General features: G+C 66.9%; 17 protein-coding genes. 5 read left to right on the top strand and 12 right to left on the bottom strand.

What is annotated here, in order from left to right; genetic code table 11:
• Window positions 1-114 precede the first annotated feature (114 nt).
• Together CHB99_RS12140 and CHB99_RS12135 are read left to right on the top strand one after the other, a co-directional pair.
• Window positions 115-1,431: an MFS transporter gene (locus CHB99_RS12140; protein ID WP_042130274.1), complete on the top strand. Its 1,317-nt coding sequence runs from the start codon at window positions 115-117 to the stop codon at window positions 1,429-1,431.
• 115 nt (window positions 1,432-1,546) lie between these two features.
• Window positions 1,547-2,257 carry a YebC/PmpR family DNA-binding transcriptional regulator gene (locus tag CHB99_RS12135; RefSeq protein WP_042130272.1) on the top strand — a complete coding sequence of 237 codons (711 nt, stop codon included), beginning with the start codon at window positions 1,547-1,549 and terminating at the stop codon, window positions 2,255-2,257.
• Between the two features lie 123 nt (window positions 2,258-2,380).
• Here CHB99_RS12135 and CHB99_RS12130 read toward each other — a convergent pair whose 3' ends face one another.
• On the bottom strand, window positions 2,381-3,667 hold the full coding sequence (locus CHB99_RS12130) for a leucine-rich repeat-containing protein kinase family protein (RefSeq protein ID WP_042130270.1): 1,287 nt from the start codon (window positions 3,665-3,667) through the stop codon (window positions 2,381-2,383).
• Window positions 3,668-3,810: 143 nt separating this feature from the next.
• Between CHB99_RS12130 and CHB99_RS12125 the strand changes: the two genes are divergently transcribed.
• Window positions 3,811-5,700, top strand: a complete 1,890-nt coding sequence (locus CHB99_RS12125; protein ID WP_042130268.1) for a propionyl-CoA synthetase — start codon at window positions 3,811-3,813, stop codon at window positions 5,698-5,700.
• A 644-nt stretch (window positions 5,701-6,344) separates the two neighbouring features.
• On the opposite strand, the gene CHB99_RS12120 is transcribed toward CHB99_RS12125, so the two are convergent.
• From CHB99_RS12120 to msuE, 5 genes are all read right to left on the bottom strand, one after another.
• The gene (locus CHB99_RS12120; protein WP_042129544.1) at window positions 6,345-7,190 is read right to left on the bottom strand and encodes an amidohydrolase family protein; all 846 of its coding nucleotides are present in this window, start codon (window positions 7,188-7,190) and stop codon (window positions 6,345-6,347) included.
• A complete protein-coding gene (gene ssuD / locus CHB99_RS12115) occupies window positions 7,187-8,323 on the bottom strand; it encodes an FMNH2-dependent alkanesulfonate monooxygenase (protein WP_042129545.1) in 1,137 nt (378 codons plus the stop codon). Before ssuD ends, CHB99_RS12120 begins: the two co-directional genes overlap by 4 nt.
• Window positions 8,324-8,384: 61 nt before the next feature.
• Complete coding sequence (locus tag CHB99_RS12110) at window positions 8,385-9,485, bottom strand: sigma-54 interaction domain-containing protein (protein WP_042129547.1); 1,101 nt, start codon at window positions 9,483-9,485, stop codon at window positions 8,385-8,387.
• Between the two features lie 9 nt (window positions 9,486-9,494).
• On the bottom strand, window positions 9,495-10,679 hold the full coding sequence (locus CHB99_RS12105) for an acyl-CoA dehydrogenase family protein (RefSeq protein WP_042129556.1): 1,185 nt from the start codon (window positions 10,677-10,679) through the stop codon (window positions 9,495-9,497).
• Between the two features lie 9 nt (window positions 10,680-10,688).
• Window positions 10,689-11,255 (bottom strand): FMN reductase, encoded by a 567-nt coding sequence (msuE, locus tag CHB99_RS12100; protein ID WP_042129548.1) that lies wholly within the window; start codon window positions 11,253-11,255, stop codon window positions 10,689-10,691.
• Between the two features lie 368 nt (window positions 11,256-11,623).
• Between msuE and CHB99_RS12095 the strand changes: the two genes are divergently transcribed.
• Window positions 11,624-12,016, top strand: a complete 393-nt coding sequence (locus tag CHB99_RS12095) for a DUF4280 domain-containing protein (RefSeq protein ID WP_042129550.1) — start codon at window positions 11,624-11,626, stop codon at window positions 12,014-12,016.
• Window positions 12,017-12,314: 298 nt separating this feature from the next.
• Window positions 12,315-12,773, top strand: a complete 459-nt coding sequence (locus CHB99_RS12090; protein ID WP_084702973.1) for a type II toxin-antitoxin system YafO family toxin — start codon at window positions 12,315-12,317, stop codon at window positions 12,771-12,773.
• On the opposite strand, the gene CHB99_RS12085 is transcribed toward CHB99_RS12090, so the two are convergent.
• From CHB99_RS12085 to tssE, 6 genes are all read right to left on the bottom strand, one after another.
• The gene (locus tag CHB99_RS12085) at window positions 12,770-13,306 is read right to left on the bottom strand and encodes a toxin-antitoxin system YwqK family antitoxin (RefSeq protein WP_042129558.1); all 537 of its coding nucleotides are present in this window, start codon (window positions 13,304-13,306) and stop codon (window positions 12,770-12,772) included. The two genes, CHB99_RS12090 and CHB99_RS12085, sit on opposite strands and share 4 nt — an antisense overlap.
• Before the next feature lie 5 nt (window positions 13,307-13,311).
• The gene (gene tssI / locus CHB99_RS12080) at window positions 13,312-15,318 is read right to left on the bottom strand and encodes a type VI secretion system tip protein TssI/VgrG (protein ID WP_042129554.1); all 2,007 of its coding nucleotides are present in this window, start codon (window positions 15,316-15,318) and stop codon (window positions 13,312-13,314) included.
• 386 nt (window positions 15,319-15,704) lie between these two features.
• Window positions 15,705-18,260 carry a type VI secretion system ATPase TssH gene (tssH, locus tag CHB99_RS12075; protein WP_042129561.1) on the bottom strand — a complete coding sequence of 852 codons (2,556 nt, stop codon included), beginning with the start codon at window positions 18,258-18,260 and terminating at the stop codon, window positions 15,705-15,707.
• Window positions 18,223-19,287, bottom strand: coding sequence for a type VI secretion system baseplate subunit TssG (gene tssG, locus CHB99_RS12070; protein WP_042129563.1), 1,065 nt, complete (start codon window positions 19,285-19,287; stop codon window positions 18,223-18,225). Before tssG ends, tssH begins: the two co-directional genes overlap by 38 nt.
• Window positions 19,251-21,053, bottom strand: a complete 1,803-nt coding sequence (gene tssF, locus CHB99_RS12065; protein WP_042129565.1) for a type VI secretion system baseplate subunit TssF — start codon at window positions 21,051-21,053, stop codon at window positions 19,251-19,253. The genes tssG and tssF overlap by 37 nt, the downstream gene beginning before the upstream one ends.
• A complete protein-coding gene (gene tssE / locus CHB99_RS12060; protein ID WP_377697271.1) occupies window positions 21,037-21,462 on the bottom strand; it encodes a type VI secretion system baseplate subunit TssE in 426 nt (141 codons plus the stop codon). The genes tssF and tssE overlap by 17 nt, the downstream gene beginning before the upstream one ends.
• Between the last annotated feature and the right edge of the window lie 2 nt (window positions 21,463-21,464).

Here is a 21,464-nt window from a genome sequence, read left to right as displayed (position 1 = left end):
CAGGCGACCCATCTGACCCGGTGACGGCGGTTCGTCACCGGAGTGCGCAACACAACAACAACACAGGCGTTTTCTTCCAATTCTGCCGGCACACTCAGATCCGAGGTCAGATTCATGAGCAAGCACACCCCCAGCATCCAGCGTTGGCGCATGCAGATCTTCGCCATCACCTGGCTTGCCTACGCGGCGTTCTACTTCACCCGCAAAGCCTTTTCGGTGGCCAAGCTCGGCATCGCCGAAGACCCCGACTTCACCCTCGACAAGATGGCCATGGCCAACCTCGATGCTCTCTATCTGGCCGCCTATGCCGTGGGCCAGTTCACCTGGGGCATGCTCGCCGACCGCTTCGGCCCGCGCGTGGTGGTACTCGGCGGCCTGCTGATTTCCGCCGGCGCGGCGCTGGTGATGGGCAGCTACGCGACCTTCCCGGTGTTCGCCAGCTGCATGCTGGTCCAGGGCCTGGCCCAGTCCACCGGCTGGGCCGGGCTGTGCAAGAACATCGGCAGCTTCTTCCCGGCCGCGCAACGGGGCCGGGTACTGGGGCTGTGGAGTTCCTGCTACGCCTTCGGCGGCCTGGTGGCCTCGCCGTTCGCCGGCTGGTGGGCCTACACCCTGATCGGTAGTTGGCACGCGGCATTCTTCTCCAGTGCCGCGGTGGTGGCGGCGGTGGCGCTGCTGTTCTTCTTCCTGCAGCGCAACAAACCCGAGGACGTCGGCCTGCCGGCGGTGGAGCCCGAGCCGCAGAGCATGGCCGCGGCCAGTCATCTGTGCAGCCTCTGGGCGCCGCTGCGCGACATCCTGCGCAACCGCACCGTGCTGGTCCTCGGCCTGGCCTACTTCCTGCTCAAGCCGGCGCGCTACGCCATCCTGCTGTGGGGGCCGGTGATCGTCTTCGAACAGATGCCGTCCGTGGGCAAGGTCGGCGCGGCGATCATTCCCACCGCCTTCGAGCTGGCCGGGCTGCTCGGCCCGATCATGATCGGCCTGGCTTCGGACAAGCTGTTCGGCGCCCGACGCATGCCGGCCTGCGTCATCAGCCTGGTCCTGCTGACAGTGGCCCTGGCGCTGTTCATGGGGGCGCTGCACAGCGGCAGCGTGGTGCTGGTGGTGGCGTTGCTGTTCGTCATGGGCCTGACCCTGTACGGTCCCGACTCGATGATCAGCGGCGCCGCGGCCATCGATTTCGGCACCGCCAGGGCCGGGGCCACCGCCGCCGGTTTCGTCAACGGCTGCGGTTCGGTGGGGGCGATTCTCGGTGGTTTGCTGCCGGGCTATTTCGACGGGGTCACGGTGTTCGTCATCTTCGCCGCCTGCGCGCTGTTTTCCGCGCTGGTCCTGCTGCCGCACTGGAACAGCCGTCCGGCCAGTCCCGCGCATGATCCGCAGGTAGCGCCGAATACCGCCATGGCGATCAAGCCGCTGCGCACCTGAGACGGGCGGGGCGGGCAATCGCGATTTTTTGTCGATTGCCCGCCGGAGGCCGTATAAACTGCTGGCCACTTTGTCGGTCGTTTCCTGAACCGACACCTGAAACAAGAGAGTCGAAATGGGCGCACAGTGGAAAGCCAAGCATAAAGAAGCAGCTGCCAATGCCAAGGGCAAGATCATGGGCAAGCTGGCCAAGGAAATTCAGATCGCCGCGCGCAGCGGTGCCGACCCGGACATGAACGCGCGTCTGCGTCTGGTGGTCGAGCAGGCCAAGAAAGCCTCGATGACCCGCGAGACCCTCGAGCGTGCGATCAAGAAAGGCGCTGGCCTGCTGGGCGAGCAGATCCAGTACCACGCGGTCAAGTACGAAGGTTTCGCCCCGCACCAGGTGCCGCTGATCGTCGAGTGCCTGACCGACAACGTCAACCGCACCGTCGCCGAAGTCCGCGTGCTGTTCCGCAAGGGCCAACTGGGCGCCGAGGGTTCGGTATCGTGGGACTTCAACCACGTCGGCCTGATCGAAGCCACTCCGGACAGCGCCGATGCCGACCCTGAACTGGCCGCCATCGAAGCCGGTGCCCAGGACTTCGAGCCGGCCGATGAAGGCGCGACCCTGTTCATCACCGAAACCACCGACCTGGACAGCGTGCAGAAAGCCTTGCCGGGCCAGGGCTTCACCGTGACCGCGGCGAAGATCGGCTACACCCCGAAGAACCCGGTCAGCGCCGCGAGCCTGAGCGCCGAGGCACTGGCCGAAGTGGAAGCCTTCCTCGATGCCATCGATGGGCATGACGATGTGCAGAACGTGTATGTCGGTTTGACTGCCTGAGTCACCTGCTCGTGCCGCGTCTCCCGTAGGAGCGTGGCTTGCCCGCGAAGGACCGCGTCAGCGGTCCCCGACAGCAACGCCATTGGGGACCGTTTCACGGTCCTTCGCGGGCAAGCCACGCTCCTACAGGGAGAGGGCCGGCAAACGTTGCAAGATCTCGGCAAATCCGGGCCGCAGCAGAGCATCTGCCTGCAAGCAGTCCTGCTGCAGTTCCGCCATCGCTGGCAGTTCCTCACCACAGCGCTCCAGCAACTCCCCGAGCAACACCCCGAACGCTCGCACCTCGATCCGCTCGATCAGCCTCGCCTCGACACGCCCATCTCCGCCATGGAACGACGCCGCGCCAAAGTCCCCCAGCAGGCCATGGCCCTGTTCGTCACAGAGGATGTTGTGCCCGTACAGGTCGCCATGGCTGATGCCGCGACCGTGCAGGTGAGCCGCCACTGAGGCGATGCCCCGGGCCAGGTGCTTCACCGCGGCGCCCTCCAGCCTGCGCCCGGCGGGGTAGATGTCCCGGGTACAGCTGTCCAGGCTCGGCGGGCCGGCGAGGTTGAACCAGGCGGGATCGATCAGTTCCATGACCAGCGCCGCAATCCCCTTCGGATGATTGTCCACCCGGCCGATCAGCGGAATCAGTTGTGGGTGGTTGCCCGCGGCGATGCACGCCTGCATCTCCAGCAGTGGACTGCCGTCGCTGGTGATGTCGCCCTTGTACAGCTTCACCGCCACCGCCGCGTCGTGGCCCCGCAGGCGGGCGCGGTGGATGATGCCCGAGGCACCCTGGCCAAGCTGCTGTTCCAGCGTGATGTCGTGCCAGTCGATCCGCGCGCACTCCTGCGCGGGCAGGTCGCCGTGCAACGGATTGCCGGCATAGGCCAGCCACGCCAGGTTGGGCATGCGCAGCAACCACTCCGGCAGCGCTTCCAGACGGTTGGCGGCGATGCGCAGCAGTTCCAGTTTCTCGCAGCGAGCCAGGCTTTGCGGCAGCTCGCGCAGGCGGTTGCCGGCGAGCATCAGCTTCTGCAGTTCAAGGCAATCGCCCAGGGCATCCGGCAGGGTTTCAAGCCGGTTGTCGGTCAGCACCAGCGAGCGCAGGCGTGGCGGCAGGGCGGCGGCCGAGACCTGGTGGATGCGGTTGCTCTTCACCCCGACCACCTGCAGCTGTGCGCAGCCGCCGATGCCGAGCGGCAAGTCGCTGAGGCGATTGTCCGAACAGAACAGCACTTTCAGTTTGTGCAGGCGGCCGAGGTCGGCGGGCAGGGTGGTCAGGGCATTGCCGGTCAGGTTGAGCACTTCGAGGCTGTCGGCCAGGTCGAAGATTTCTTCGGGAAAGCGCTCCAGGCCGCAGGCCAGGTCGAGGCGAACGGTGCCTGCCAGGCGGCCGGCTTTCAGGTCTTCAAGGCTGTGCATGGGGGCTGTCGTGGCGAAAAACGGCGGCCATGATAACGGCAAACGCCAGCGCTCATGCGACTTAAGTTCGATGGCAGCGCGGTGTCATCCCGGCATACTCGAGGTTCGCCCTTTAACAACAACAAACGTAGGGTTATGTACCGATGAGCTATCAGCACAGCTATGACCGCTCCATTGCCGCGCCCGCCGATTTCTGGGCGGAGCAGGCCGACAACCTGGCCTGGTTTCGCAAACCCACCGAAATCCTCCGCGACAACCCCGACGGCACCCACCAGTGGTTCGCCGACGGCCGCCTGAACAGCTGCTACCTGGCCCTCGATCAGCAGATCGAAGAAGGCCGTGGCGAGCAGCTCGCCCTGATCTACGATTCGCCGGTCACCGGCAGCCAGCAGACCTTCACCTTCAATCAGTTGCGCGACGAAGTGGCGCGGCTGGCCGGCTTGTTGCGCGCGCTCGGGGTGAAGCAAGGCGACGGGGTGGTCATCTACATGCCCATGGTGCCGCAGGCGGCCATGGCCATGCTGGCCTGCGCGCGTATCGGCGCGGTGCACTCGGTGGTGTTCGGCGGCTTCGCCCCGCACGAGCTGGCCCTGCGCATCGACGATGCGCGGCCGACGGTGCTGCTGACCGCGTCCTGCGGCGTGGAGTTCGACCGCGTCATTGCCTACAAGCCACTGGTGGACAGTGCCCTGGAGCAGTGCGCGCACCCGCCGGAGAAAGTGCTCGTGCTGCAGCGCCCGCAGGTGCGCGCGACGCTGCTCGCGGGCCGCGACCTGGACTGGCAGGCCGAACTGGCGGGCGCGCGGCCGGTGCCGCCGGTGGAACTGCGCGCCGGCGATCCGCTGTACATCATGTACACCTCCGGCACCACCGGAAAACCCAAGGGCATCGTCCGTGAGAACGGCGGCAATGCCGTGGCCCTGCGCTTCGCCATGCGCAGCATCTATGGCATGCAGGCCGGCGAGGTCTGGTGGGGGATTTCCGATGTCGGCTGGGTGGTGGGGCATTCGCTGATCGTCTACGGGCCGCTGATGAGTGGCTGCACCACGGTGCTCTACGAGGGCAAGCCGATCCGCACGCCGGATGCCGGGGCCTACTGGCGGGTGGTCGAGCAGTACCGGGTCAATGGCCTGTTCTGCGCGCCGACGGCGATGCGCGCGATCCGCAAGGAGGATCCGCACGGCCAGCTGTTGCGGCGCTACGACCTGAGCTCGCTGCGTCAGTTGTTCCTCGCCGGCGAGCGCCTCGATTCCAGTACCCACCAATGGCTGGAGAGCGTCAGCGGCAAGGCCGTCCACGACCACTGGTGGCAGACCGAGACCGGCTGGCCGGTGACCGCGCCGTGCCTGGGCCTGCACGGCAGCGGCGGGCGCGCCGGCTCCAGCAACCGCGCGGTGCCGGGCTATCACGTGCGGGTGCTGGACGAGGACGGCCAGGTCCTCGGCGCCAACCAGCAGGGCTCGATCGTCATCGCCCTGCCGTTGCCGCCGGGCTGCAGCCAGACCTTGTGGGGCGATCATTCGCGCTATCTGGAGTCGTACCTGCAGGCCTATCCCGGCTATTACCACACCGGTGACGGCGGCTACCTGGACGATGACGGATTCGTCTACATCCTGGGTCGCACCGACGATGTCATCAACGTCTCCGGGCATCGCCTGTCCACCGGCGAAATGGAGGACCTGGTGGCCCGTCATCCGGCGGTGGCCGAGTGCGCGGTGGTCGGCGTGCGCGACGAGATCAAGGGCCAGGTGCCGTTGGCGCTGCTGGTGCTCAAGGATGGCGTGGACGGCGGCGAGGCGCAGTTGCAGGCGGAGCTGGTGGCGACGGTGCGTGAACAGATCGGCGCGCTGGCCTGCTTCAACCGGGTGCGGGTGGTCAAGCGCCTGCCCAAGACCCGTTCGGGCAAGATCCTGCGCGCGGTGCTGCGCAAGATCGCCGACCAGCAGGCCTACGTGGCGCCGTCGACCCTCGACGATCCGGCGGTGCTGGTGGAGATCGAGGAGGTGCTGGCGGGGTTGGCGCGTAGCGCCTGACCCGGTTGCCGGGAGAGGGGTGGGAGGCGTCGGTGTCGCGAGCTTATCCGTTGCAGGCGGTGACGCAAGGCTTGTCGGGGGACCGCATCAAGGCCGCCAGTTGCCTGTCTTGAGTGTTGTAGCGCCTGTGAGATCGAGCGCCGCCCGCGCGGCGCATCGCGAGCGCGCTCGCTCCTACATTTTTTGCAACGTGCCCTGGCCTGTGAGAGCGGCGTTGCCAGCCTTTGGCGCTTGGCGATTTATCGCGGGGAAACTGTTGGGTCGACGCGATACCGCGTCGTGCACACAAGGCGGTCAACCATGGCCTGTCAGGCATAGGCACGTTGCAAAAAATGTAGGAGCGAGCGCGCTCGCGATGCGCCGCGCGGGCGGCGCTCGATCTCACAGGCGCTACAACACTCAAGACAGGCACCTGGCGGCCTTGATACGGTCCCCCGGCAAGCCTTTCAAAATGGACCCGCCGTGAAGGCAGAAGGGGCCTGTAGCGTCACCACCGGCAATGGATAAGCTCGCGCCACCGACACTCAACCCCAAGCTCCCGGGATTCCGTGAAAAACCCCAGAATTGCCCCTGGCCATAGAATCTCCCACAGGGACGCTGGCATCAGGGCAGGGCCTGGGGTCCAGGCTCTGCCGAGAGGTCGCTCAGAGACCGAACAGCCTCCGCGCATTGCCGTAGAAGAACTTCTCCAGCACGTCATCGCGCAGGCCCAGGCGCTGTGCATCCTCGATGCTCTGCCCGATCGGCCGGAAGGTGTACGACGAGCCGAACAGCAACTGCTCGGCGAGGAAGCCGTTGGCCGCCTGCACATAGCCTTCGCTGCCGGCCTGGAACAGGTACATGTCCGGCACCAGGTGGACGTTCTCGTAGCGGAACGCCAGGCCGATGGCCTGCTGCACGTTGGGCCAGTAGCCATGGCTGACCACGATCCGCAACTGCGGGAACGCGCGGGCCACGGCCGCCAGACGCCCGGGGTCGTTGTAGGCCGGATCGGGCGTGGTCGGTCCGCTCATGATGAACAGCGGCACGCCACGCGTCTGCAGATGCTCGTAGATCGGCCAGTACAGACGATCGTCCGGGTGCCGCGCCGGCTCGGCGAAGCCCGGTTCCAGGTCGATGCCGGCCAGGTCCAGCACGTCGATGGCGCGGTCGATCTCGGCGAGTGCGCCTTCCACGCCCTGCAACACCGGCTCCACCGCGCCGATGCCGAGCAGCTCGGCATGCCCCTGGACCACGCTGTGGATCAGGTCGTTGGGCAGGTGCTGGCCCGGCGTATGCCGACCCACCACCACGGCCTTGTCCAGCCCGGCCTCGCGGATCTCGCCAAGAAAGCCTTCAGGGGTCAGCGAGCGCTCGAAATGGTTGTCGGCGCCACGCGTACCGACCCGGCGGTTGAGCCAGCGGGCGGTGTCATGCTCCGGCGAGCCCGGCACGCCACCGAAGAACGGATGGAGAAAGGCCGGACGACAGCGCAGGTCGATGATCTTCATGCCGCCTGCTCCTTGTCCTTGCCGGCGCGGATATCGAACGCGCCACCGGTGAAGGCACCGTCCACGGTGACCTTGCCTTTGCCCGGCAGCAGCGGGAACACCAGCTCGGCGAAGCGGTAGGCTTCCTCCAGGTGCGGATAGCCGGACAGCACGAAGCTGTCGACGCCCAGCTCGGCGTATTCCAGCAGGCGCGCGGCGACGGTGGCGGCATCGCCCACCAGCGCGGTACCAGCGCCGCCACGCACCAGGCCGACCCCGGCCCAGAGGTTCGGCGCCACTTCCAGTTTGTTGCGGTCGCCGCCGTGCAGGGCGGCCATGCGCCGCTGGCCCTCGGAGTCCATCTTCGCGTAGTTGGCCTGGGCGGCGGCGATGGTGGCGTCGTCGAGATGGCTGATCAGTTCGTCGGCGGCGGCCCAGGCGGCTTCGTTGGTTTCGCGCACGATGACGTGCAGGCGCACGCCGAAGCGCACGCTGCGACCGTGTGCAGCGGCGCGGGCGCGCACGTCGGCGATCTTTCCGGCCACCGCCGCCGGCGGCTCGCCCCAGGTCAGGTAGGCATCCACGTGCCGGGCCGCCAGCTCATGGGCGGCCGCCGAGGATCCGCCGAAATACAGCGGTGGGTAGGGCTGCTGCACGGGCGGGAAGAAGTTCCGCGCGCCTTCGACCTTGAGGTGCTTGCCCTCGAAGTCGACGTTCTCGCCCTGCAGCAGGCGGCGCCAGATGGTCAGGAATTCGTCCGAGGCTTCGTAGCGCTCGTCGTGTTCCAGAAACACGCCGTCGGCGGCCAGTTCGGTGGCATCGCCGCCGGGGACCACGTTGAGCAGCAGGCGGCCGTTGCTGGCCTGGTCCAGGCTCGCCGCCTGGCGCGCCGAGGCGGTGGGGTTGCCGAGGGAGGTGCGCAGGGCGACCAGCAGCTTGATGCGCTGGGTCACCGGCACCAGGCTGGCGGCGGTGACCCAGGGGTCCAGGCAACTGGCGCCGGTGGGGATCAGCAGGCCGTCGTAGCCGAGCTGGTCGGCGGCCACGGCGATCTGGCGCATGTAGGCGTTGGTCGCCGGGCGGCCGCTGGCCGAATGGCCGAGGTAACGGGTGTCGCCGGAAGTCGGCAGGAACCAGAAGATATCGAGGCTCATTGCAGTGTCCTTGTTGCCATCGTTGGTAGGTAGGCACGCGTAGCAAGGGTTTTCTTGAAATTCAGATCGACAGGTTGATCACCCGGCCGTCCAGGCCGCCGGGAGCGGGACGGCGCTTGTTCACCACCAGTTCGCCGATGCGGATCAGGTGGGTGCGGGTGATATTGCGCGACAGCCCGAGCAACTGCGCGGTGTGCACCTGGTTGTAGTGGCAGAAGTGGTAGGCGGCGCGCAGCAGGGCGTCCTCGACCTTTTCATGCAGGCCTTCGCCCTGTTCCTCGAACAGTTGCAGCAGGGCCCGCTGCAGCAGTTCGTCGGCGCTTTCCTGGCGCGGTCGGGTACTGTCCTCGCGCTCGATGCGCAGGTTCGACAGGTGCAGGTCCTCGGCGCGGATCACCTGGTCGCGGCACAGCAGCAGGGTGTGGTGGATGACGTTTTCCAGCTCGCGGATATTGCCCGGCCAGTCGTAGCCGGCCAGGCGCTGGCGGGCCTCTTCGCTGAGGCTGACCTCGGCGTAGCCCAGGCGCCGGCTGTACTCGGCGATGAAATGGCGGGCCAGCGGCAGGATATCGCCGGGGCGCTCGCGCAGTGGATGCAATTGCAGGCTGACCACGTTCAGGCGGTAGTACAGGTCCTCGCGAAAGTGTCCGGCGTTGATCGCCTTCTCCAGTTGCACGTTGGTCGCCGCCAGCACCCGCACGTTGATCGGGATGCTCTTGCGCGAACCGAGGCGCACCACTTCGCGCTCCTGCAGCACGCGCAGCAGCTTGACCTGGATCGGCATCGGCAGGTCACCGATCTCGTCGAGGAACAGGGTGCCGCCGTCGGCCTCCTCGAACCAGCCGGCCTTGGCCGCCAGGGCGCCGGTGAAGGCGCCTTTTTCGTGGCCGAACAGCTCGGCTTCCACCAGCGACTCGGAAAACGCCCCGCAGTTGACCGCCACGAACGGCCCGTTGCGGCGTGCGCTGAGGTTGTGGATGTGCCGTGCCACCAGCTCCTTGCCGGTCCCGGTGGCACCGATGATCAGCACGCTGGCCTCGCTGGGCGCGACCTGTTGCAGGTGGGCCAGCAGCGCCTGCGAGCGTGGGTCTTCGAAGACCTGCGCGGTGGCACGGATCGAGGTGGCCAGGGTCGGGGACGGGGGCAGGGTGAGCAGTTGCATGGGCAGGCCTTATGAATAGAAGGTCGGGGTCGGGCGCACAGCGTTCAGCGCCCATTCGCCGAGCTCGTGGATGCGGTAGTCCACCGGGTCGTGCAGGGTCTGGGTACGCAGGTTGCGCCAGTGCCGGTCGAAGCGCAGCGAGGCATGGGTGGCGCGGGCGCCGGTGACTTCGAAGAGGCGGTTGCAGATATCCAGGCCATGGCGGGTCGCGGCCACCTTGGCCGTGCCGATGGCCAGGGCCAGTTGCCCGCGCTCCTCGGCACCCAGGCCGGTGCCCTTGGCCCAGGCCTGGTCGAGCAGGGCGGCGGCGCGTTCGATCAGCAGGCGCGCGCTTTCCAGGCCGACCCAGAATTCGCCGTAATGGCGCAGCACGTGGGGATCTTCGCCGCTGTGCCGGGCCGTCGAGCGGAACCACGGCCGGCTTTCGTTGAGGGTGTACTGGCGTGCTTCGGCGAAGGCGCCTTCGGTGATGCCGAGGAACAGATTGGCGAAATGCAGTTGGGCGATCAGCGGGCGCAGGCAGGCGAACGGCGTGCTCAGCGGGCCGGGATCGAGAAGCAGCTCGGCGTGTTCGACGCGGACCCGCTCGAAGGTGGCGCTGCCGCTGTCGGTCTGGCGCTGGCCGATATTGTCCCAGTCGCCGTGCAGGGTGATGCCGCTGCGCGCGCTGGGCACCGCGGCGATCAGCAGCTTGCCGCCGGCGCTTTCGTCGACCGCCGAGGCGATGAGCATTTCCGAGTCGCTGGCGCCGGAGCAGAAGCTCTTCTTGCCGGAGAACTCGCACCAGCCGTCGAAGCGCTTGACCACCGTGCGGGTGTCCAGCGGGTTGAGGGCGTTGCCCCAGAACCAGTGCTTGCGCGCGGTCTGTTCGAACCACGGCTCCCATTGTTCGGGGCGGGAGAACAGGCGCACGGTGGCCAGCATCAGGTGCTGGAAGCCGAAGACATGGGCGATGGAACTGTCGACCCGGGCGAATTCGCGGGTCACTTCCAGGGTCTCGCTCCAGCTGGCGCCGAGGCCTCCGTACTGGGTCGGAATCACCAGGCCGAGCAGGCCGCTGGCGCGCAGGGCGTCGCGCTCGGCTTTTGGGGTGCCGCCGCGGGCATCTCGCTCGACGGCGGTTTCGGCGAAGCGCGTGGCCAGTTCACGGGCGATCTGCAGCGGGGTTTGCAGGTGCTGGGAGGGCAGGGTCATGGTCATGCCTCAGGCGATCTTGCGCGGGGCATTGTCGATCACGCCACCCAGCACGGCGGCGGCGCGCTCCGCCGCCAGGGCGATACGCGCCTGCAGCGCCGGGCTGGTGATCTGGTAGTCGTGGAAATCGGCCTGGGCGGCGTAGACGCCGATGGGCAGGGTCAGGGCCTGGAAGAAGCTGAACAGCGGGCGCAGTTGATGATCGATGACCAGCGCATGGCGCTCGCTGCCGCCGGTGGCGGCGAGCAGCACCGGGGTGTCGATCAGTGCGTCCTGGCCGATGAGGTCGAACAGATGCTTGAACTGGCCCGGGTAGGAGCCGCGGTAGACCGGGGCGGCGACGATCAGCAGGTCGGCCTGTTCGATGGCGAACAGTTGCGCCTCGACCTCGGCGGGCAGTTCGCTGCGCGACAGGGCGCCGCCGACCGGGCGGGCGATGTCGCCGAGTTCGATGACCTGCACGCTGAAGTCCAGGTGCTGGCCGAGCGCGGCGATCAGGGCTTCGGTCAGGACCAGGGTGCGCGACGGGCGCCAGGCGCCGCCGGAAACGGCGACGATGTTGAAAGCGGTACTCATGGTGCGGATTCCTTGGCTGCGTTGATGTCCTGACTTGAGCAAGAGCCGTTCCAGTTATGAAAAGTCTTTTGAATCAATGAGTTGTACTTGATTCGTGGCTGGCGTGGCTGTTGTCTTTGTGCGGTAACTGTTGATCGGGTGTTGGCGGGTAAACAGTTGGTCGGGCAACAGTGGCCGGGTGGAGGGAGTTTTAGAGGGGATGTGATATTCAGTCCAATTATCAATAAAGATAAATTAATAATTTATTGGAATATAAGGTGGCCGACAGGGCCCCTCCGCTGGCTTGCCAGCGATGCTTTTCGATGAGGGAAATTTCCTACAAATGGGCTACAGTCGACACCCACAGAGCCCCACCCGCGGAGTCAGGGATGTCGTGCCCCCAGGTCGTTACCGGTGCCTTGCTGCAATGCAGTTTCGGTGCCGCGCCATGTGCATTGAACGTGTTGCCGGTGAACCGGACGATGGTCGGTGGCGTGCCGGCGGCGAACATCATGGACCATATTCCGCTGGTCAATATCCCCACCTTCGGCATGTGCACGAGCATGGCCAACCCCATGGTCGCCGCAGCCACCGCCGCGGCGCTCGGCGTGCTGACGCCGATGCCGTGCATCCCGGCCACCGCTTCACCGTGGATCCCCGGGGCACCGACGGTACTGCTCGGCAACATGCCGGCGCTGGACGCCAACTGCACCCTGATGTGCAACTGGGCGGGGGTGATCAAGGTGAATTTCGCGGGGCAGGTGCAGACGCTGATTCCCTGAACCTGAGGGCGCTGTTCAGAGTCCCCGGGCAGACGCTGCCTTGTTTTCAACTGTTCGTTGACTGCACGGGTTCGTTGCTCAAAAATGATCGCCATCTGTCCCTTCGAATCCCCTGGAGTTCGTGATGAGCGTCAAAGCCCCGGCTTCGCGTAAAAAGCGCGAAATCTCCGAACAACCTGTACGCAAGCCCCCACCCTCGCTTCCTCCCCTTGCAAACGACAAGTCCCGGGCAATCTCCGAGCGAGGCCGGGAGTCGCTCATTGACCGCTACGCACCCGAATAGGTAACCGACTGCCGCATGGATAGCGTTGAAATACATGACGTTTTCATAGGGCAATTCGATCCTGCGGATCCTGTCGAGGTCGAGTTTCGCGACCAGTTGATCGAGGCTTTCAAGTTCTGGGCCGAACATGGTCATCATCCCGATTTCGGGCGGGATGCCAGTTACCGCGACCCAGCCGGTTCGGTCGTTCCCAAGGTCGGCTTGCGCCATGTCCATCTGCGACCGGAAGGCGATATTCCCCCACGAGAGCGACGACTCTGGGCGGACCGACATGCCGATCCCTATAGAAAGACATCCGACAGGCATCTTGTGTATGCGATGTCCGACGAGAATGATCGTCTGATGCTCTATTACTTCCAGGACGACGCTCATCAGGCAGCACGGAGCGACCAGCATCGTTTTCTCAAGGCACTCGGTCGCGCCGCTGAGGAATGGCTCGAAGGGGCCGGTCTTTTTCCTCGTGTGGACGGCTAGTTTTCCGCCCCATTCGTCCACCACCACTTCAACCGCGACACCGGCTTGCCCGCCGCATCCAGCGGCCGCCCATCCTCGGCATAGCGCTGCCCCGGATCGAGCAACTGGCCATTGAGGTACTGCGCCTTCAACGCCAGCTTGCCGTTGGCATGGAAACGCTCCTGCAGCCCTTCGCGCACGCCGTTGTTGTAGCGCTCGCGCTCGGCCATGGCGCCATCCGGGTAATAGCTGGTCGTTTCGCCATGCAGCAGCCCGAGGCGATAGCTGGCCGAGCGGACCAACTGACCCTCCTCGGAGTAGAAGCGCGCCAGTCCGTCGAGCCTGTCGTTGCGATAGGGCAGTTGCGCCGACACCCGGCCATTGGCGTGGAAGGTCTGGCTCTCGCCCTGCAGCACGCCACCGGCATAGTTGAGCAAGGCCTGCGGCCGCGCCTGTTCGTCGATGCGCAACGGCCCGTTCAGCTCGCCGTCGAGCAGGCGCCCGCTGAGCCGCGAATCGCCACGCTCCAGCTGGAAGGCATCACCCTTGCTCACGGTCTTCAATTGATTTTCACCAGGCCGCCCTTGATGGTCAGCATGCCGCCACCGTCGACGGTCTGTTCGGCGCCGCCCTTGTTGGTCAGGCTGACCCCGGCGTCGTTGGTCATGGTGGTGCCGGCCTTGTTCTCCAGCGAGGTGCCGGCCTGGTTGGCGAAGGACGTGCCGGCCTTCTGCGCGATCGAGGTGCTGGCCTGCACGGCCAGGTCGGCGCCGCTCTTGATGCTGAAGCTGGCACCGCTCTGCAGGGTGATGGCGCCGCTGACCTTGATGGTCAGGTCGCCGTCGATGGTCAGGCTGTAGTTGCCCGTGACCTTGTCGGTGTAGTTGCCGCCGGTCTTGTGGGTCTGGTCACCGCCCACGGTGACGGTGCGCGTGTCCTTGACGTCGAGGCTGTCGCTGCCGGTCTGGATTGCTACCGTGCGCTTGCCCTTTTCCAGGGTGATGCTCTCGTCGCCTTCCTTGACCGTGCGTGTGCGCGCGTTCTGCACGGTCTGGGTCTCGTCGTGGCCGATGGTCACGCTGACGTCGTTGAGCACGTTGGTGTTGAAGTCCTTCTGCGCCTGCAGGAAGACTTCCTCGCTGTCTTTCTTGTCCTCGAAGCGCAGGGCGTTGAAACCGCCACCGCCCTTCGACGAGTTGGTCTTGATCCCGGACTGGGTCTGGTTGTCCGGCAGGGCCCAGGGCAGGCTGTTGTCGCCGTTGTACACGCAACCGCTGACCAGCGGCCGGTCCGGGTCGCCGTCGATGAAGGTGACGATCACTTCCTGGCCGATCCGCGGCACGAACTGCATGCCGAAGCTCTTGCCGGTCCAGGGCAGGACCACGCGCACCCAGCAGGAACTGGTCTCGTCGTTCTTGCCGTCGCGGTCCCAGGGGAACTGGATCTTGATCCGGCCGTATTCATCGGTCCAGATTTCTTCGCCGGACTTGCCTACCACCGTGGCGGTCTGGGTGTGCATGCGCGGCTTGGCGGTGGTGCGCGGCGGACGGTAGGGGGTGGCCTTGGGAATGGCCTCGAAGCGGTTGCGGTAGTGCTGGTGGCTGACGTCATGGGTGACCGAGGTCACCACCCAGTCGCTGTTCAGGCTGTCGTCGTCGTGCCCGCTGAGGGTGAAGTAGTGTCCCGGCACCAGCCAGCGGCAGTCGCTCTCGCCGACGAAACGCTGCTCCTGGCTGCGCAGGCCGTCGACGCGCTGCTTGGTCAGGGCATCGCCACGGGACTTGTCGATGTAGCCACCGGGGTGTTCGTACAGGGTCAGCGGCCCGGCCTTGGCCTCGGCCTGGCTGTACAGCGCCGTGGTCGGGGTGGTGAATGCGTAGTCGTTGGCCGAATAGACCCCGGCCACCGCCTGCAGCACCCGTTGCCCGGAGCGGATGCCGTGCAGCTCGCGCACGCCCATCTCCTGGCCCAGGTACTTCAGCGCCGGGCCGTTGGGGATCGCCGGAAAGGCATCGTTGTTGTCGGCCAGGACCAGGGTGTGCACACCGTCCGCATGGGTGAAGAACCAGAAGATGCCGTCTTCCTCCAGCAGCCGCGAGACGAAGGCGAAATCGCTTTCGCCGTACTGCACGCAGTACTCCCGCGCGGTGTAGCTGCCGGTCAGGGACAGTTTGTAGTCGCTGAAGCCGTGGGCATCGAAGATCGTGGTGACGATGTCCGAGGTGGTCTGGTTCTGGAATACCCGGTTGTTGCTGGCCAGGTTCAGCCACCACAGCCACGGCCGCAGCAGCAGCTGGTAGTGGTCGGCGCTGGCGTCGCCGGGCAGTTGGCGGATCTCGGCGACCAGGCCGTCGAGCGGGCGCGACTGGGCGTCGTTGTGCAGGGTCGCGGTGACATGGCTGGCCACCGCGCTGGTCAGGGTCAGGGCGCTGTCCGCATGCCCGCGCAGCATGCACATGCCCAGACCGTTGAGTACCTCGGTGCCGCTCAGCGATTCGGGATAGAGGTCGCTGACGGCGCTGGCGCTGAGGGAAAGGCTGGTATTGCTGTCGGTAGCGCGGGGCATCGAGGGCTCTCGGAACGGTCAGGCGGAAAGGGTGACTCTACACGGTGATGGGGTTTTGCGGTGACGCGGTGGCGCTGGTCTTGAGACTTGCAGTGCTCTCCAGATCGAGCGCCGCCCGCGCGGCGCATCGCGGATGAATCCGCTCCCACATTTGTTGCAACGTACCTATGTCTGATAGGCCATGGTTGTCCGCCTTGTCGGCACGACGCGATACCGAGTCGAGCCCAACAGCCTCCCCGCGATGCATCGCCGAAAAAAACAAAGGCTGACAACTCAAATCCGACAGGCCATGGCACGTTGCAACGAATGTGGGAGCGGGCATTGCCCGCGATGCGCCGCGCGGGCGGCGCTCGGTCTCAAGAGCGCAAAAAATCTCAAGACAAGCACTACTCCAGCGCCCATTCCGCCAGCGTCCCGGTGACCTGCTTCATCAGCACGTTCTCGATATCCCGCGCCCCGGCGCCGCTGCACTTGGCCAATACCGCCTTGACGATGCCGCGGTCGAAATCGAACTGTTTGCCGGTGGCGGCCTTGTAGCGATCGCGGAGTTTTTCCAGCTTGTGCAGGACGATGCCCTCCAGGGTCGCCTCGTCCAGCGGGTGATAGGGCACCACCGTCATGCGCGCCAGGAACGCCGGGCGGAAGGCCTGCAGCAGCACCTTGTGCAGGCGTTCGTTGAAGCCTTCGCCGTCCAGCTCGGCCTTGGGCGTGTCGAGGATCAGCTCGGCGCCGACGTTGCTGGTGGCGAGCATCACGGTGTTCTTGAAGTCGACGATCAGGCCGCTGCCATCTTCCATCACGCCCTTGTCGAAGACGTTGTAGAAGGCTTCCAGGACATCCGGGTGGGCCTTCTCGATCTCGTCCAGCAGCACCACCGAATAGGGCTTGCGCCGCACCGCTTCGGTCAGCACGCCGCCGCTGCCGTAGCCGACGTAGCCGGGCGGGGCGCCCTTGAGCTGGCTGACGGTATGGGCCTCCTGGTACTCGGAGAGGTTGATGCTGATCAGGTTGCGCTCGCCGCCGTACAGGGCGTCGGCCAGGGCATAGGCGGTCTCGGTCTTGCCCACCCCGGTGGGGCCGGGGAGGAGGAACACGCCCACCGGCTTCTGTGGATCGGTGAGGCCGGCACGGTAGGCCTGCAGGCGCTGGGCGATGGTGTCGAGGGCGGTCTTCTGGCCCATCACCCGCTGCCCCATGCGCTGGCCCAGGGTGCGCACGGCGTGGGCCTCGTCGGCGAGCATCTTGCCCACGGGAATGCCGGTCCAGCCGGAAATCACCGCGGCGACGATCTTCGAATCGACCTGTTCGGGCACCAGTGGATCGTCCTGGCGAATGGCGTCGAGGCCGGCTTCCAGGCGCAGCAGCTCGGCGGCCAGGTGATCGATGCGGCTGTCGCTTTCGGCATCGCGCTTCTCGCCGTCGGCATCGGCGCGCTCGGTCAGGCGCAGCAGTTCCTGGCGGGTCTCCAGCAGCTCGCGGACTGCCTCGCGCTCTTCGCTCCAGCGGGTTTCCAGCTCGCGCGTGGCGTCCTGGTCGACCTTCAGCTCCGCCTCCAGGGTGGTGATGCGCTCGCGATGATCCTGGCCGGTGGCCTGTTCGCGGCGCAGGCGTTCCAGTTCTTCGTTGAGGCTGTGCTGGCGGTGGCGCAGGTGCTCCAGCGGCGGTGGCACATCGTGCTGACCGAGGGCGACGCGGGCGCAGGCGGTGTCGAGAATGCTGATGGCCTTGTCCGGCAACTGGCGTCCGGAGATGTAGCGGTGCGACAGCTTCACCGCGTCCTGGATCGCGCTGTCCAGCACCTGCACGCCGTGGTGCTGTTCCAGCTTGGTGGCGATGCCGCGGAGCATCTTCACGCAGGTGGCTTCGCTGGGTTCTTCGACCTGGACCAGCTGGAAGCGCCGGGCCAGGGCCGGGTCCTTCTCGAAGTACTTCTTGTATTCCTGCCAGGTGGTCGCGGCCAGGGTACGCAGTTCGCCGCGGGCCAGGGCCGGCTTGAGCAGGTTGGCCGCGTCGCTGCCGCCCTCGGCGCCACCGGCACCGATCAGGGTGTGGGCTTCGTCGATGAAGATGATGGTCGGCTTGGGCGCGCTGCGCACCGCGTCGATCACGCCCTTGAGGCGCTGTTCGAACTCGCCCTTGACCCCGGCGCCGGCCTGCAGCAGGCCGAGGTCGAGGACCCGCAGGCAGACGTCCTGCAAGGCCGGCGGCACGTCGCCGGCGGCGATGCGCAGGGCCAGGCCTTCGACCAGCGCGGTCTTGCCGACGCCCGGGGCGCCGACCAGGATCGGGTTGTTCTGCCGGCGCCGCAGGAGGATGTCGATGCACTGGCGGATCTCGCCCTCGCGGCCGATGATCGGGTCGATGCGCCCGGCCCGGGCGTCGGCCGTGAGGTCCTGGGTGTACTGCTCCAGCAGCGGGTCCTCGGCGCTCTTGGCGTTGCCCTTGCCACGCTTGGCCGGGGCATTGGCAACGGGTTGTTCACGGGAGCCGGCGGTCAGCTCGACGAACCTGCCGCGCAGGCGGTCCACGGGGATCGCCAGCAGCGCCGCGGCGCTGTCGAGCAGTTGCGCGCGCAATTCATCGCGCTCCAGCAGGGTCAGCAGCAACTGGCCGGAACGGATGCTCTGCTCGCCGCGCAGGCTGGCCGCGAGCACGGTTTCCTTGAGCAGGTTGACGGTCTGCGCCGACAGCGACGGGGTCCGTGTGTTGCCGCTCTTGAACAGCTCCAGGGCACGGTTGATCTGCTCGCCGAGGGCATCGCGCTCGACCTTGAACGCGGGCAGCAGGCAGGCCAGGTCGCCGGCGTCGATCTCCAGCATTTCGAGGAGGAAATGCTCGATCTCGACGAAATGATGACCTCGCTGCAGGCAGCGTTGCGCGGCGCGCTCCAGGGCGTCGCGGGTGTCACTGTTCAAGCATGCGATCAGACTGCCGAGTTCCATGTTCTGTCCTTGCCGACTGGCGCAGTCGGGTTGCGATTCGCTGACGGTGAGTCGGGTTGTCGGCGCGCTGCAGGCCGCAGTTCCAGTTCAGTTGCGGGGGCTGCTCGCGCTTGAGGTAGAGCGGTTGCGCGCCGTCGATTTCGAGGACCAGCGCGCAGTCCAGGTCGGGGCCGAAATACAGCGCGGCGAGGTCGGCCAGTTGCCGGTGCACTTCGCCTTGCGGCAGCAGGTCCTGTGCCTGCCGGGCATTCAGCGGGCCGAAAACCAGGGTGATGCCGGCGTGCTCGTCCCAGATCCGCTTGCCGGCGATCGCCGTGCGCCCGAGGCTGAGGTTGCGCCGGCCACGGCCCAGCACGCTGCGGCTGCCCGGGGGGATTTCGCACCAGGCGCCGGTATAGGGTTCGCAGCGCAGCGGCAGGTCGAAGTGATGCCGAACGATGGAGACGAACCCGGCCAGGGAGCGCCGCCCGCCGGCGAGCAGCGCGGTGCGCGCCAGCAGGGCGGCATCCGGCAACTGCTGGCGCTCGCGCAGGCCTTGCGGCAACAGGCCGCTGAGGGCGCGCAGTTGCTGGTGTACCGGGGTCGCGCCGGGCTCGGCGAAGCCGAGGGCGACGCGGTGCTTGCGCAGGGCCCGGTAGAGCAGGCTGAGCAGGCGGTGCTGGAACAGGTCGAGAAACTCCGCTGGCGCATGGTCGCGGGCCAGCGCGCGCTGCTGCAGCCATTCCTGGAAGGCGTAGGGCAGCGGGCCGTCCGGGCCGCCGAGACCGAACAGCGGGGTGCTGAGGATCGGTCGCGGGTCATGGGCGTCGTGGCTGAGCTTTTCCACCTGGCTGGCGGGAAACACCGGGGTCAGCGGACCGCGCAGGCGCACCGCCTCGTTCTGCGGCACGCTGCCGCAACCCAGCGAGGTGGCCTTGCGGTTCTCGTGTTCGAGGATCAGCAGGGCCTGGAGCAGTTCGAAGCCCTGGGGCCGTCCGCGCAGGGTGTCGCTCAGAGGCTCAGGGGCATGCCGGCCTGCGGGCTCCATGTCTTGATCTCCTTGGTGGCGTCGTCGGCGTCGACCAGTACCGTACTGATGTAGCGGTTGGCGGTGGCATACAGCGAGAAGAATTGCGCCAGCACCGCGGAAAACAGCACGGTGCTGTGGCCGACGAAGTGCGCCGGGTCCAGTTGCACCCGCACCTCCAGCCCCTTGCGCCAGCCGCGCCAGGCGTCAGTGCCGACATGGGCGACGCGGCGCTCGCTGCTCAGGCTCTTCAGGCCGTCGATCTGCCGACCGGCGCTGGCTTCGTTGCGCAGGTTGTGCAGCGTCAGCATTTCGCGCAGGGCATCGAGGGCCTGCGGGCCTTCCACCAGCGACAGGTGATTGAGGGTCAGCTGCGACACCAGGCGCCAGCGCGACTGGCCGTCGAGGCTCGGCACACCCTGCGAGCTGGGCGGGTTGACCAGGCGCGCGCTGGCCGGTGCGCCGGGGCGCTCGAACGACAGCACGGTGCCGGCGGCCAGGCTCTGTGCCAGATGGCGGTTGGTGCACAGCAGCTCGGCGCTGAGGCTGAAGTTCCAGGCCTGGCGCAATGGATCGAAACCGGGGTCGACCAGGCTGACCAGCAGGTCGCTGCCGATGCGGTTGGGCGTCAGGCCATGGATGCGCCGGGCATGCCAGTACAGCGTCGTGGCGCTGCCATGCTGGCTGCCGTAGTAGGGCGCCAGCGGGCGCACCACGCCATCGGCACCCAGGGCGCGCATGCTGCGAATGCTGTGGATCTCCACGCTGTTCTCGCGGTGGCTGTCGGCGACCAGGCGGTATTCGCTGCTGCGCCCGTCCGGACGCAGCGGCTCCGAGGTGCGGCGGAACAGGTTGATCGCCGGCGCGCAGCCCAGGGCGATATCGCTGGCCTGCAGGTACAGGTGCGGCGGCGCCGGGCGGTCGAAGACCAGGTACAGGTACAGGCTGTTGCCCTCGACGTGCGTGGGGTCGACCGGGACATCGAAGAAGTGGAATTTCTCCGGGAAGGCGAAGTACTCGGCGAGCAGGCGCAGGCCGGGGTGGACGCCATCTTCGTCGGGCAGCAGGGCCTGTTCGTCGGCGAAACCGACCACCCGCGGCAGGTCCGCCAGGCGCCGCAGCTTGTCGCGGCTGGCACCGTTGAAGACGCTGAGGGTATGGGCGCCGAGCAGGTCGTAGAGGGTCGCGTTGACCATCGGCGAGGCGTCGAGGTGCAGGCGCAGCTGACGCACGCCAAGCTCGGCCCAGCTGGCCTTGCCCAGGCAGTCGATACGCAGGCGCAGGGCCGAGCCGGCGTCGTAGCGGCCACTCAGTTCGCGCGCTTCGTCGCCGCCCAGAAGCACCGCTTCGGCGATCTGCAGCGGCCACAGGGTGACCTCGGCGCCGGTGCGGAAATGAATGCTGTCGCCACGGGTGGTGGTGACGAACAGTGGGGTATCGCGTGGCAGTGTGTAACCGGTTTCCAGCGCGCCCTTGGTCGGGTCCGGCTCGAAGCGCACGATGGCGCACGAGGGCAGGGGACGCAGGGCCAGCGGGTAGAGCTGTTCGAGCAGGGCGTCGCTGAATTCCGCGTAGTCGTCGTCGAGACGACGCTGCAGGCGCGCCGACAGCAGGGCGAAACCTTCCAGCAGGCGTTCGACGTGGGGGTCCTGGCTTTCCCCCGGCGACAGCTCCAGGCGCCGCGCCACCTTCGGGTAGCGGTTGGCGAAGGCGCTGCCGGCGTTGCGCAGCCAGGTCAGTTCGCGTTGGTAGTAATCGAGCAGTTGCGGGTCAATCGAGTCGCTCATGGCTGACCTCCACGCCCGTATCGCCGGTTTCCAGGGCAAAGGCCACCGGCCATTGCTGGCCACCCTGGTGGAGCATGCCGCTGAGCAGGATGTTCAGCGCGCGCGGTTGCCCGGCCACCAGGCGCACTTCCACCTCGCCCAGGTGCAGGCGCGGTTCGAAGTGCTTGATGGCGGCGCGGATTTCCCGGGCGATGCGCCGGCGGTCGTCGCTGTTGCTGGCCTGCAGGCCGCTCCAGTCGCCGATGCCGTAGTCGAGCACGGTGGGTGGCGTGCTCAGCGCCGGGCCCGAGCGGCGACTGTTGAGCAGGCGCGACAGCTCCTCGCGGACCGACGCGGCCAGGGCCTGGCGGTCGAGCGAGTGGGTGTCGCCCGCGCTCCCGGCCAGGCGTTCGAACAACAGGGGACGCATGC

It is taken from the genome of Pseudomonas japonica (genome assembly GCF_900188455.1).
Classification (GTDB): domain Bacteria; phylum Pseudomonadota; class Gammaproteobacteria; order Pseudomonadales; family Pseudomonadaceae; genus Aquipseudomonas; species Aquipseudomonas japonica.
Note: the sequence above shows the minus strand (reverse complement) of the source record. Positions and strands in the feature narration are given on the sequence as shown.